15 protein-coding genes and 1 pseudogene are annotated in these 12596 nt (G+C 33.2%); 12 read left to right on the top strand and 4 right to left on the bottom strand.

The annotated features are described in order from the left end of the window. The first annotated feature begins 219 nt into the window (after positions 1 to 219). On the top strand, positions 220 to 582 hold the full coding sequence (locus EPK97_RS02020; RefSeq protein WP_162034927.1) for a hypothetical protein: 363 nt from the start codon (positions 220 to 222) through the stop codon (positions 580 to 582). 23 nt (positions 583 to 605) lie between these two features. Continuing rightward, positions 606 to 743: a hypothetical protein gene (locus EPK97_RS02015; RefSeq protein ID WP_162034926.1), complete on the top strand. Its 138-nt coding sequence runs from the start codon at positions 606 to 608 to the stop codon at positions 741 to 743. Between the two features lie 36 nt (positions 744 to 779). On the opposite strand, the gene EPK97_RS02010 is transcribed toward EPK97_RS02015, so the two are convergent. After that, on the bottom strand, positions 780 to 1394 hold the full coding sequence (locus EPK97_RS02010; RefSeq protein ID WP_162034925.1) for a YktB family protein: 615 nt from the start codon (positions 1392 to 1394) through the stop codon (positions 780 to 782). Positions 1395 to 1456: 62 nt separating this feature from the next. Next, positions 1457 to 1672 (bottom strand): annotated as a pseudogene (locus tag EPK97_RS02005) (DUF1054 family protein); the annotation flags it as partial. A 223-nt stretch (positions 1673 to 1895) separates the two neighbouring features. Here EPK97_RS02005 and EPK97_RS02000 point away from each other — a divergent pair. From EPK97_RS02000 to EPK97_RS01980, 7 genes are all read left to right on the top strand, one after another. Then, complete coding sequence (locus EPK97_RS02000) at positions 1896 to 2684, top strand: TAXI family TRAP transporter solute-binding subunit (RefSeq protein ID WP_276609461.1); 789 nt, start codon at positions 1896 to 1898, stop codon at positions 2682 to 2684. 44 nt (positions 2685 to 2728) lie between these two features. Beyond that, positions 2729 to 2926 (top strand): TAXI family TRAP transporter solute-binding subunit, encoded by a 198-nt coding sequence (locus tag EPK97_RS22100; protein ID WP_276609460.1) that lies wholly within the window; start codon positions 2729 to 2731, stop codon positions 2924 to 2926. A gap of 1 nt (position 2927) precedes the next feature. Further along, positions 2928 to 3437, top strand: coding sequence for a DUF1850 domain-containing protein (locus tag EPK97_RS01995; protein WP_162034923.1), 510 nt, complete (start codon positions 2928 to 2930; stop codon positions 3435 to 3437). A gap of 21 nt (positions 3438 to 3458) precedes the next feature. After that, complete coding sequence (locus EPK97_RS21595) at positions 3459 to 3866, top strand: hypothetical protein (RefSeq protein ID WP_240903662.1); 408 nt, start codon at positions 3459 to 3461, stop codon at positions 3864 to 3866. Between the two features lie 5 nt (positions 3867 to 3871). After that, positions 3872 to 5620 (top strand): TRAP transporter permease, encoded by a 1749-nt coding sequence (locus EPK97_RS01990; RefSeq protein ID WP_240903661.1) that lies wholly within the window; start codon positions 3872 to 3874, stop codon positions 5618 to 5620. Positions 5621 to 5745: 125 nt separating this feature from the next. Beyond that, positions 5746 to 6192, top strand: a complete 447-nt coding sequence (locus EPK97_RS01985; RefSeq protein WP_162034922.1) for a hypothetical protein — start codon at positions 5746 to 5748, stop codon at positions 6190 to 6192. A gap of 168 nt (positions 6193 to 6360) precedes the next feature. Continuing rightward, complete coding sequence (locus EPK97_RS01980; protein ID WP_162034921.1) at positions 6361 to 7152, top strand: SDR family oxidoreductase; 792 nt, start codon at positions 6361 to 6363, stop codon at positions 7150 to 7152. A 9-nt stretch (positions 7153 to 7161) separates the two neighbouring features. On the opposite strand, the gene EPK97_RS01975 is transcribed toward EPK97_RS01980, so the two are convergent. Continuing rightward, positions 7162 to 7815, bottom strand: a complete 654-nt coding sequence (locus tag EPK97_RS01975; protein ID WP_162034920.1) for a response regulator — start codon at positions 7813 to 7815, stop codon at positions 7162 to 7164. A 1-nt stretch (position 7816) separates the two neighbouring features. Then, entirely contained in the window at positions 7817 to 8977 is a 1161-nt protein-coding gene (locus tag EPK97_RS01970; RefSeq protein ID WP_162034919.1) for a sensor histidine kinase, read from the bottom strand. 201 nt (positions 8978 to 9178) lie between these two features. Here EPK97_RS01970 and EPK97_RS01965 point away from each other — a divergent pair, with 201 nt between their 5' ends. Genes EPK97_RS01965 through EPK97_RS01955 form a run of 3 tightly spaced genes read left to right on the top strand, consistent with a single transcriptional unit; the run spans position 9179 to position 12448 of the window. Then, positions 9179 to 10114, top strand: a complete 936-nt coding sequence (locus EPK97_RS01965; RefSeq protein ID WP_162034918.1) for an ABC transporter ATP-binding protein — start codon at positions 9179 to 9181, stop codon at positions 10112 to 10114. A gap of 11 nt (positions 10115 to 10125) precedes the next feature. Further along, positions 10126 to 11310, top strand: coding sequence for an ABC transporter permease (locus EPK97_RS01960; protein WP_162034917.1), 1185 nt, complete (start codon positions 10126 to 10128; stop codon positions 11308 to 11310). Then, positions 11303 to 12448 carry an ABC transporter permease gene (locus tag EPK97_RS01955; RefSeq protein ID WP_162034916.1) on the top strand — a complete coding sequence of 382 codons (1146 nt, stop codon included), beginning with the start codon at positions 11303 to 11305 and terminating at the stop codon, positions 12446 to 12448. Before EPK97_RS01960 ends, EPK97_RS01955 begins: the two co-directional genes overlap by 8 nt. Positions 12449 to 12596: the final 148 nt, after the last annotated feature.

The raw sequence follows: 12596 nt of genomic DNA, 5'->3' as shown, positions 1-12596 counted from the left end.
TTTTATAACGCATGTCACAAATCAAAATAACTTTTCAACACTAAAACGTAGGGTGGCATATAAGTCGTCAAATAAAATGATAGAAGCGTAATGACGTTTTTCTTTCGGGAAGGCGTTCTTTCTTTATATAGGGGTGAAATTATTAGAAAATTATTACCTCGTGAATTTAACGGTCAAATATGGGTTTCTATAGTAGAACGCTTTTGCGGACATTGTGCGTTGACAGATTCGAAAAACTTTACGGTCGATCATTTTATTCCTGTTTCGTGGGGACATGGCGGTTTGACGATTAGAAATGTTTATCCGCTTAACGCTTCTTTGAATAGTTGTAAACGTCATAAAAATCCGTTTGTATGGTTCGAAGAAAATCGTGACAAGATCGACGAAGAACGTTGGAATGAACTTATTTTTTATATCGCAGTACAAAACGATTTGATGGTTGAAGAACTTCGTGAATTTACGTTTTGGTGTGAAGCGAATAAACGATCTATTAAACAAGTGAAAGCGGATCAAAGAGATTCAAAAGAGAGATTTGGATGGAAGCGTCACAATAGTTATGATTCCTACAACACGTTCCCTTGAAAGTATAAAAAGGGGGAATTGTTGTGGAAATATTAAAGAATACAAACAAGCAGATCGTTGCAAAAGTTGCGGTTATTTTAAATACTAGAAGCGAACCAAGTAAGGAAGCGTTAAATGATTTTAATAACTGGATTAATAGGGAAGCGAAGCAAGCAATATAAAAAGGCGTCGAACCGATTCGGTTCAACGGCTTTTTTTTATTTATACGAAAGTAAATATAACGGAATAAGTGTTTCGAATGTTTCCTTTACATAATCCATGAATTTTGTTTCGTCCTTCAGGATTGGGTCTGTTGAAGAAATATGTCGTCCAATTAAAAATTCAACTTTCTTCACATCACGGAAACGTTCAAGTGATTTTTCAATCTCAATTTCTTTTATTGTATACGCTTCTTTTTTCATATGGTCTTGGGAAATAACGAAGTCGTTTGGAACGTCATTAATCATTTCGATATTATCCAAGAATATTTTTGCTATGTCCGATTTATTCGGCAATTCATAAATGAACGCGAGCCAAATGAAAACATGAGAGTCAAACAATCCAATTTGAAAATGAGGGTGTTTTTTATATCCTCTTTTATTCGCTGCTATCGCTAACCAAGTGTCATTCGGCGCATTGACGCTTCGTCGTGCGTGCTTCGCTATATGTAAAAACATTTCACTTCCGATCATTGCGGAAAGGTCGCCAGTCAATTCGTCCCCAATCACCTTAAATTTCGGTTGAATTCTTTCCTTTATTGCACTCATTCTTTCGTCAAGACCTTCTATATTAAATGTATCAAAATCATGTTTTTTAAATCCTTTAAAAGTCATTATAAATAATTCCCCTTCGTTTGAATTTTTACTTATATTTGTTGTTATTATTAGTGAACGAACCATGTATCATTCGGAGGATTGACGGTTCTTCTAGCATGTTTAGCTACATGTGGAAACATTTCCTCTCCAGTAACCGCTGATAAATATGGAGCGATTTCTGCCCCTAACCACTCTAATTTAGGTCGAACATGTGTAATTAAAGCTTCCATTCTTGGCTCCAAGCTATCTATGGTAAAGACATTAAAATCTTCTTTAGTAAATCCTTGAAATGACATATGTAAACCTCCTGAATTACATTATTTTTTGTAGTTCATAGCTTTCAAGTAAATATATCGTATTTTAAGATTTGGGACAAGTATTCTTATTTAGCATCAACATACATATCTTCCGAGAACAAAAAGATCAAAATCATCAATATGACCAATACATTTCATTATATCAGTGTAATCGCTATCATGAATATGAATGAGACTACAGATGTTAGGAAGGGGTATACAAATGAAAAAAAGTGGGGTACTTATTTTATTACTCATATTTAGCTTGTTCATTACTGCTTGTGGAGGGAATACAGAAGAAACTGATTTAAAAACTGATCCAGACTCTAACGGAGAAACTGAAGAAAAAGAACAAAAAATGATTGAAGAAGCACAAGCTATAGTTTTTGGAACGGGGGGAACTTCAGGGACCTATTACCCAATTGGAGGAGCATTAAAGCCCATTTTTGAGCAAAGTGATTATATTAAAAATGTAACAGTGGCGGCTACAGGTGCTTCTGTAGCAAATATTCAAAACATTCAGGATAGTATCAATCAATTTGCTATTGTGATGAGTGATGTGGCATATGATGCATTAAATGGTACAGGGCAATTTGAAAACAGTAAGGTGGATTTAAAAGCATTTGCAGGAATGTATCAAAATATTGTCCAGATAGTAGCTACAAAGGATAGTGCTATCCAGTCTATTGATGATCTAAAAGGTAGAAAAGTAGGGGTAGGTAAAGTAGGTTCTGGGGTTGAGCAAAGTGCTCTAAAGGTTTTAGAGGCTGCTGGATTAACTTATGATGACTTATCTAAAGTGACACATACAGGTTATGCTGATAGTGTTCAAGAAATGAAAAATGGCAATTTAGATGCAGCGTTTTTCACCTCAGGTATTCCAAACAGTAATATTACAGATTTAATGCAATCCGTGGATATAACTTTTGTTGAAATTAAGGGAGAATTAGCTAGCAAGCTTATGGAAAAATATCCTATAAAGAAAACAATATACTGGCAGGAGACGAAGTAAAATACAACTTAGAAAATGAAGTGAAAACTGTTGGAATTCAAAACATGTTAATTGTACCCTCTGATCTGAAAGATGAGTTGGTTTATGATTTAGCCAAGCACTATTATGAATATCTAGGCTCCGAGGGAGTATCTGTAGGTGCTTTAAAGCAGTTGGATAGAAATGATATTGCAAAAGGACTCATTGCACCCCTTCATCCTGGTGCAGAAATGTTTTATAAAGAGCAAGGAATTTTAGAGTAATTTGACTGGTTATAGGTTGAAAAATATTTGGATCATTACAATCTTAATTATGTTATACATTTTGTTTTTTTTTCCAGTGACTGTTTTACTTATACAAAGTGACAATGAAATCAACCAAAAGTTTTATATTCACAATTTTAATGAATTTTCCGTTCGTTGGATTCATTCGGTTGAAATGGAAGAATGGGAAGAGTTTTTTGAAATACAAGGTGTTTCCATTGTATTAAACTCCACAAGGTTTAAAACTTTTGGAGCTGGGACTCCTAGTAATGCAGGAACCCACTCTTTTATTAAAGGTGGATGGGTTTATATGATAAATATTAATCGTCAAATCGGTAATGAACTTGTCATTCAAACTGGAAATGAGACAAATCATCGTATTTACATTAAAGAAAATATACTGGAGTTAAACAAAATAGATACAGCTTATCATATTAAGGTTGAACCAATGAAGTTGATAGACATTGTGTCGGGTTACATTAGAAAAATAGATTTTCAAATAATTCCTTAGATATTATTATGGGGTGAGCATGTGGATAAAGAATTAGAAAAACCAGTTGAAGATCTTGATCGTGAGAGTAATGTAAGAAGTCATCTAGGGAAAAAGATAACATTTTTAATTGCAGTATTTCTGATTGGTGTATCTATATTTCATTTATATACATCATACGCAGGACCGTTTGTTGATGTGAAGCAGAGAAGCATCCATCTCTTTATACTAATGTCCATCGGTTTTCTTCTTTATCCGTTTATAAAAAAAAGCAATCATAACAAGGGTCTAATCATGGATTATGTACTTGCTGGTGTAACCATGTTTACAGGTATTTATATGATTCTAACAGCTGAAAGAATTATCGAGTCTGGAGGTAGAATCAATAATTTTGATTTTATTGTCGGAATTGTCATCCTCATTTTATTGTTAGAAATAACAGAAGAATAACAGGTATGGGATTAACATTACTTGCATCAGGGTTCTTACTTTACGGATTTTATGTGAAATTATCTATTTACCCTGAGTTAACCTCTAGCAAGATACTCACAGTTTCGAAGAGTATTATTGCTCACTTGGTGTTTATAACAGAAGGTATACTTGGTACAGCTATAGGCATTTCAGCTAGTTATATTATTTTATTTATTTTATTTGGAGCATTTCTTAGTCGATCTGGGTTAGGAAAATTATTTAATGATCTATCAATGGCTGTCGCAGGACATACGAAGGGAGGACCAGCTAAAGTTGCTGTCATTGCAAGTGGGTTTCTTGGTTCCATTAATGGATCTGCTATTGCAAATGTTGTAACAACAGGTACATTTACAATACCATTAATGAAAAAAATAGGTTATCATAAAAATTTTGCTGGGGCGGTTGAGTCGGCTGCTAGTGTTGGTGGACAAATTTTACCTCCAATTATGGGAGCTGCAGCTTTTATCATGGCTGAGAATTTGAACATTCCATATACAAAAATCATACTTGCCGGTATTATCCCTGCTTTATTATTTTATGTGGGAATTTTACTACAAGTACATTTTCGAGCTGCAAAACAAGGGCTTACGGGGATACCAAAAAAAGAACTACCTACAGTAAAAGAAGTGTTGGTTGAACGTGGGCATCTCATTATACCCATGATCATTCTTTTATACTTATTATTTTCTGGTAAAACTCCGTTTTATGCAGCGTTCTGGTCGATTATCGCAAATGTTGTCATCTCAGGATCAAAGCAGCTTTTACCTATGATTACAGGAGTTTCTGTATTTATGATTTTCCAATCGCAAATATTAGCAGTGTTAAATGGTGAGCCTATCCCAGCATTAAGAAATGATTGGTGGGAGTTACTGCTCATTATATTAATTCCATTAGCGATAAATATTTTTAGGAAAAATTTAAAATTGCAGTCTGAGGAAATGAGTTTAAAAGATTGCTTGAATGCACTTGAAGACGGTGCCAAAACCACAATCCCTGTAGCGATAGCATGTGGAGCAGTTGGAATTATAGTGGGCATAGCATCTCTAACAGGAATTGCCCTTGAAATTGCAAATAGTGTTGTAAGTATTGGATCCGTAGTAGAGAGTCCACTAATACAGTTGATCATTACACTTCTATTAACGATGCTTACCTCTATTATTCTTGGAATGGGTTTACCAAGTATACCAACTTATGTGATTACAAGTACGATGGCTGCTCCTATACTTCTGCAATTGCCTTTATTTAGAGAGCTTGCAGGTTCACCTGAGACAGCTATATTTGTTGCTCATATGTTTGTGTTTTATTTTGGCATCTTTGCAAATATCACACCTCCTGTAGCACTGGCAGCTTTTGCGGGAGCGGGTATAAGTGGAGGGGACCCAACAAAGACTGGCTTCAATGCGATGAAGTTAGCTATCGCAGGATTTATTGTACCTTTTATGTTTGTATTTTCACATGAGATATTAATGATAGACTTTACACTTTTAAAATTGTTTATGATCATTTTGACAACAGTTATGGGCGTGTTCTTATTATCTATATCAGCGGAAGGTTATTTTTTAAAGAAAATACCTGTTTGGTTGAGAATTTGTTCAGGAGTGGGAGCGTTATTTCTTATTTATCCTGATGGAGTAGTAATTAATCTTATTGGTGTGGTTGTTTTTCTCATGGTTTTATTTATGAATATTTTCAACAAAGGCATACACTCAACGCCTACTATTTCTTCAAAATAAGCAATTAAATAAAAAAACACTTTGAACTCATCTCGACATCTTACTGACACATTTGAGAAATATGCTATTTCTATATGTCTAATAAAATAAAAACCAACAGCATGGATAGGGGGAGAGAAGAGATGATGAATAAAAAGGTTTATTTATCATTATTTCTTCTTGTATCAATAGGTTTGTTTGGAACAGCATGTAGTAACAATGAAGAAGAACAAACACTGCTACAAGTAGAAACGATAATCGAAGATGAAGTGTTAATGAAAGAAGAGATGAATAAGAGAGCGCCTAATGATCTAACTGAACTCACAGATAATCAACTACAAAGGATGGCAAAACAATTTGAGATTGATATTTCAGGACTAAGCAGAGAAGAGATCATCTTAGTCCTTAAGGAAAAAGGTATCCAAATGGGAAAAAGACAACTAGGAATGGGTTTAAATGATTTAACTGACATTTCAGATGAACTATTACAAAGGATGGCGGAACAGTTTGAGATTGATACATCGGGGTTAAGTAGAGTTGACATTATTGAGCTTCTTGAGGAAAATAGACCACAAATGGATGCTAACAATTAATTAAACCTTAAATTAAAGAATTGATATAAACAAAGATGTTGAGTGTGAAATCCTTATGGAATTCATGCTTTATTTTTTTATTATTATATAACTCTTTCTGAATAGAGCAGATCCAAATTATGTTATATTGAATATATAAGTTACTTAGAATTGAGGGGATGATAGAAAGTGGATTTAAACTTGAAAGGGAAATCGGTAGTTATCACAGCAGGCAGTAAAGGACTAGGTAAAGCAACGGCACTGGAATTTGCAAAAGAAGGGGCGCACGTTATTATTTCAAGTCGAAATGAGGAGGAGTTAGCAAAAACGAAGCATGAAATAGAAAAGGAAACAGGAAACAAGAATGTACATTTTCTCGTATGTGATATAACAAAAGTAGATGATATAAAACAAATGGTCAATGAAGCTGTCGAGCGTTTTGGTATGGTGGACGTATTAATAAATAATGCAGGTGGACCTCCAACTGGGACATTTGATCAAATGACTGATGAAGATTGGTTATATGCTTTTGAATTAAACCTATTAAGTTTTATTCGAACGATTCGTGAAGTATTACCTTATATGAAAAAACAACAGCACGGTCATATTATAAACTTTGCCTCCTCTTCCATAAAACAGCCCATAGATAACCTGATTCTATCTAATACGTTTCGTACTGGTATTGTTGGTCTAGCAAAAAGTCTATCACAAGAGCTTGCATCTGATAATATTTTAATCAATACAGTGGGTCCAGGGAGAATTAGCACAGATCGATTAGCGCAATTAGATGGAATACGTGCAGAAAAGCAAGGAAAAACAATAGAAGAAATTAAATTAGAAACTGAAGCTACTATTCCTCTTGGACGTTATGGAGAACCATCAGAATTTGCAAAAATGGTAGTTTTCTTAGCTTCAGGTGCAAATACTTATGTGACTGGCCAATCCTTTGTAATAGATGGGGGAATGGTTAAAGCGTTTTAAGGTTTCCAATTAACCTCTATTTTTCAAATAAAAAATAGCAATTTGTGTTCGATCTCTTAATGAGAGCTTTGCCAATATCGTAGTTATGTAATTTTTGATTGTGCCTTCACTTAAAAATAATACTTTTGCAATTTCTTTATTTGATAAACCTTCAGAAATCTGTTCTATAATTTTTTGTTCGGTTTTTGACAATTGATAAGATTCTAAAATGTTATCTCTTGGAACAGGGCTTGGTTTATGTTGTAAAAAACTAGTTAGTTTTTTTGCAATACTAGGATGGATAAGAAGATTACCTTGCATAACAGATTTTATACCTTCAATAATTTGTTTAGGTGGTATATTTTTCAACATATATCCATTTGCCCCATTTTTTAACGCTTCAATGATGTATTCATCATCGTCAAATGTGGTTAAAATGAGTACTGCTACATTAGAAAAGTTTTGTTTGATGATTTTAGTTCCTTCAACACCATCACAAATAGGCATTCTAACATCCATTAATACAATATTAACGTCAGGATTTTGCTTGATAAAAGTTAAAGCTTCTTTTCCATTTGAACATGTTCCCAAAACCTTAATCTCGTTTTCAGCATAGTTTTCAAAAATGATCTGCAGGCTCTCTCTTATAAAGGGATCATCATCAACGATTAATAGATGGATCATGTTACAATTCACTCCGTTCATTTGTTTGTTGAACCTCAATATATTTCCGGGGAAGCTTCATTTTTACTGTAAATGAATTTGTGAATTCAAAAGACATCTCACCACCTAATAATTCGATCCTTTCTTCCATTCCTCTTAAGCCTAGTCCTTTTCTTATCTTTTTCACAGGCATATCTCCATTATTACTAATGATAAAATCAATAAAATGAGGGTGGAATTCTAATCGAATATTTACTTCAGTGGCATGAGCATGTTTTACTGCATTAGTCATTGCTTCTTGTGCATTTCTATACAATGTTAATTCTGCACTTGGATATAGTGGGTAAGGAAGCCCCTTCACATCATATTGAATATGTATGTTACAACTTTTTGCAAACTGTTCAATTAAATGATTTAAAGAATACTGATAAATTTTATGATCATCTGGTTTCATATTTCGTACTGTTTTTCGTAAAGTTTCCATGTTATTCGAAAGCTGGTCTTTTATTTGTTCAAGTAGATGCATACTCTTTTTGGGTTGATCTTGTACGAGCGGCAAAGCGGCCTCCATCATCATTTTTGCTCGAGTTAATTGATGACCGAGCTCGTCATGAATTTCTTTGGATATCCGATTTCTCTCTTCTATTTGTGCCATATTTTCTATTTCGGAAGCATATTCCTTAATTCTTTTCCTAGCTTCTTCTAATTCATAGTGTTTTCCTCTTAATTGATCATATAGATATGTCATATCTTTTTGTTTATATGTTAATGAATGAATGTTCCAATGCAATAGGGAGGTCATTACATATAATAGATTTATTACAAGGATAAGATCAGGTGGTTGTTGAAATAATAAAAAGTTTAATAATGCCCATTGACCTATGATAAAAAACCACTGAAGTTTAGATTCAAGTTGGGAGATTGAAAAAATAGCAGTGAAAAAAAGAATGAATAGGATACCTTGAAATTGGTTGTTTAGCCAATAAATGTACCCTGTTTCTATTAAAATAAACCAAGGAAGTAGCTTAGTTGAGATCCAACGATTTTTAGCTTGTTTTATTAAAATAAGTAATAAAATGAATAAAGTAAAAGTGGGTGCATCAATTTCTATGTTTATAAATAAGGTACCTAGAGCTGTGATAATAATAAGTAGATATTGAAACCATGAAAGTTGATATTTCAAATTACATAACCTCATAACATTAATTTTATAAATAAGTTAATACATCATTCCTTGATGAGTGACTTTGATGAAATTATACCATAGAACATATTTATTAGGTGAAATAAGGAAAGTGACTATTGTCATGAAGAATATATGACTTGATCTAGGTGTGGATTAATTTGGATTAAGCTACTATAGAATTAAAGGAGTTGAACAAAAATGGCTTTTATTCAATGTGAAAAAGTAGTGAAACGTTATGATGATTTGATTTCAGTTGACCATTTAAGTTTTAATGTTGATAAATACGAAATATTTGGATTACTCGGACCAAATGGGGCGGGTAAAAGCTCTGCGATAAAAATGATCTGTGGGTTACTAAAAATAGATCAAGGTCAAATATTTGTAGATGGTATATCTGTGAATTCGAATCCAATTGAAGTTAAAAAAAGATTGGGTCTAGTACCTCAGGAGTTAGCTATATATGAGAACTTAAGCGCACGAGAAAATATACTTTTTTTTGGAAAATTATATGGTTTACGCGGTAAAGATTTAAAAAATAAAGTGGATGAAGCTTTACAATTTGTTGGGTTAACTGAAAGACAAAATGAAAGACCTGAAAAATTTTCAGGAGGAATGAAACGCAGATTAAACATCGCGTGTGCTATAGTTCACCAACCGAAGTTAATAATCATGGATGAACCTACAGTAGGAATTGACCCTCAGTCCCGCAACCATATTTTAGAATCTGTGAAAAAATTAAATGAAATGGGTTCTACAATTATTTATACAAGTCACTACATGGAAGAAATTGAATCTATATGCACGAGGGTAGGGATCATTGATTCTGGTCGATTGATTGCTTTAGGTTCAGTGCAGGAATTAAAAGATCAAAACAAACAGGATGAAAAGATAACACTCGTTGTGGATCACATACCGAGTGAAGCTATTTTTGAATTAGATGTACATCCTCAAACGAATGAAGTTTCTGCAACAGAGCAAACGATTGAAATATTTCTGAATTCTTCACAAACATATTTGCAAGATATTTTATTCATCTTATCGAAACACGACGTGAAAATCCAGACTTTGAAAAGAGAAGAGCCTAATTTAGAATCGTTATTTTTATCACTAACAGGTCGCACTTTAAGAGATTAGGAGGAGTTGGCATGAAAAATATATTTACAATAGCTGGCTATGAGCTTATCCGTTTTTTTAGAATGCGCTCTATCTTACTCATCATGTTGGGCTTACCATTATTATTGATTTTAATTTTAGGTACTGCGCTTTCTGGTGTGTTTCAAACCTCTGCTGAGGATCAACAGTTGGAGACAGTGAATGTAGCAGTTTTAAATGGAGATCAGGGAGTTTTTAAACAAACAATCTCAGATTTTCTGTTCTCTCCTGAAATACATCCTTATGTGTCAGTAAAACTTGTGGAATCAAGAGAAGAGTTATTTGAAAAATATGAAAATAGAGAAATAGATTACGGAATAATAGTGCCAGTTGACTTTAGTGATTCTGTTATGAGTGCTAGGTTAACAGGATGGGAGTTTATCGAAGGGGAGTCTATTGAAAAAAATTTAGTTGCTAGAACGATTTTTGAGACATTCTTAAGCCAAGTGAATGAGATGCAAGCAAGAGTTTTTGTAATGGGACCAGAGATGTTAGAAGGACCATTATTTACTGATGAGAATATGTATTTACAGTTTTCAAGTTATGTAGAAATTGGCAGCTTACAAAAAAATGAGAGTAGTACTTCAGCGATTCAATATTATGCAGTAAACATGTTAGTGATGTTTTTATTGTTTTCTGGTATGGCTGCTGCTATTAGTTTAACTGAAGAAAAAGAGTCATTTACTTTGCTAAGACTGAATTCAATACCATTACATTCAAATACAATCATTATTGGGAAACTGGTAGGTGTGGGGATTTTTTCATTAATACAAGCGATGGTTATTTTATCTTTTTCTACTTTTGTATATGGGGTGGATTGGGGTAATGATTATATCACATTATTTAGTGTAATCATTTTAACAATAGTATCATCTACCAGTATCGGAGTTATTTTAACCTCTTTCTTACAATCTTCTAAATCGATCATAGCAATATACCAAGCACTAATTTTTGTTATGACCTTTTTAAGCGGAGGCATGATTCCTAATTTAGGTGAATTTTTGAATATGTTAGGGAAGTTTTCGGTTAATTATTGGTCATCCAATACTTTAATTCGTTTAATGATTGAAAGTGATTCAACGATGATCATAAAGAACATGGGGGTTATTGGGAGTACCAGTTTAGTCTTAGCATTAATAGCTGGTTTCTTTTATTGGAAGGTGGGATATCATGAATAGTGTGATTATTGCTCTGAATATGTTGAAAAGAATGGTAGGCACAATGAAAGGATTTCTAACCATTGTTCTGATTCCTGTCATCGTCATGACCGCGATTATTTTTATTTTTGATAGAGACTATACCGAAAACTATAAAATAGCTTATTTAAACTTAGATGAAGGGTTGTTAGGAGAAGAATTAATTCATGATTTATCATCCTTCGATGAATATGAATTATTAGCTGCACAAGATGTTGAAGAAGTAAAAAAGTGGGTTGTTGATGGTAAAGCTAACTTTGCATTAGTGATTCATAAAGATCTTTCTCAAAATTTATTTAATGGTAAAAGTGTCAATGTGACTTTATATCAGCTCAATCAAAACGCGGAGAGTTTTACATTAAAACAAAGATTGGACCTTCAAATAAATCAGTTTGCTCAATCTATAGAACAGATAAAGCAAATGGATAGTACTAAAGTTTCAATACAATCTACGATGGAAGCTTTGATGGAACAAGTTAACAAAAATCAAGTGAAGGCAGTTTATACTCCATTTAATGAGAATTATAAACCAGGTCTCAATTCAATTATTGGATTCATGATTATGTTTCTAATGGGATTGATAGTAAGTTCTGTTACTTTAATATTGGAAGATCGCGCAAATCAAACGATGATGAGAATATATACAGCTCCAATTCGACGTTATGAAATTGTACTCGGACATTTTTTAGGAAGTTTTCTCTTAGGAAGTTTACAAATCATATTATTGCTTGTGTTCACAAAATATATAGTAGGATTTGATTATGGTGTTTCTTTTGGAAAGTTATTGCTTATTTTATTATTTTTCATGTTGGCTTCTATGGGAATAGCCACTGCTATAGCTAGTACAGTAAATAATATAAAAATATTAAGCAATATTACTCCTTTAATTGTTGTACCGACTTGTATGATTGGGGGTTGCTTTTGGCCAATTGAAATCATGCCAGATTTTATGCAAAAATTAGCGAATATCGTTCCGCAAAAATGGGCTATTGAAGCGGTAGAAAAAATGGCGATGGGTCAGGGATTATCTGATGTAAGCATGCATTTCTTGGTACTATTTTTATTTGCCGTGATATTAATTGGATTTGGTTCTGCCGTGTTTAAACCAGTGGAAACATAATAATGAATCAAGATGACTAGCACAGGGTGATTTAATCTGCTAGTCTACATAAAATATGAACTGTAAGTATTTATTCATAAGTAAGGAATAAAAAGGCAACCAGAGGGTGCCTTTTTTTTGTTTTTAAACATTAAACCAAGTTGCGAAA

The sequence above is a fragment of the Chengkuizengella sediminis genome (assembly GCF_010078385.1).
GTDB lineage: Bacteria > Bacillota > Bacilli > Paenibacillales > KCTC-33759 > Chengkuizengella > Chengkuizengella sediminis.
Note: the sequence above shows the minus strand (reverse complement) of the source record. Positions and strands in the feature narration are given on the sequence as shown.

Excerpts from the sequence above, each read along its gene's own strand:
- EPK97_RS02010 (WP_162034925.1), bottom strand. The coding sequence starts at position 1,394 with ATGACTTTTAAAGGATTTAAAAAACATGATTTTGATACATTTAATATA.
- EPK97_RS02000 (WP_276609461.1), top strand. The coding sequence starts at position 1,896 with ATGAAAAAAAGTGGGGTACTTATTTTATTACTCATATTTAGCTTGTTC.
- EPK97_RS22100 (WP_276609460.1), top strand. The coding sequence starts at position 2,729 with ATGTTAATTGTACCCTCTGATCTGAAAGATGAGTTGGTTTATGATTTA.
- EPK97_RS01990 (WP_240903661.1), top strand. The coding sequence starts at position 3,872 with ATGGGATTAACATTACTTGCATCAGGGTTCTTACTTTACGGATTTTAT.
- EPK97_RS01985 (WP_162034922.1), top strand. The coding sequence starts at position 5,746 with ATGAATAAAAAGGTTTATTTATCATTATTTCTTCTTGTATCAATAGGT.
- EPK97_RS01975 (WP_162034920.1), bottom strand. The coding sequence starts at position 7,815 with ATGATCCATCTATTAATCGTTGATGATGATCCCTTTATAAGAGAGAGC.
- EPK97_RS01965 (WP_162034918.1), top strand. The coding sequence starts at position 9,179 with ATGGCTTTTATTCAATGTGAAAAAGTAGTGAAACGTTATGATGATTTG.
- EPK97_RS01960 (WP_162034917.1), top strand. The coding sequence starts at position 10,126 with ATGAAAAATATATTTACAATAGCTGGCTATGAGCTTATCCGTTTTTTT.
- EPK97_RS01955 (WP_162034916.1), top strand. The coding sequence starts at position 11,303 with ATGAATAGTGTGATTATTGCTCTGAATATGTTGAAAAGAATGGTAGGC.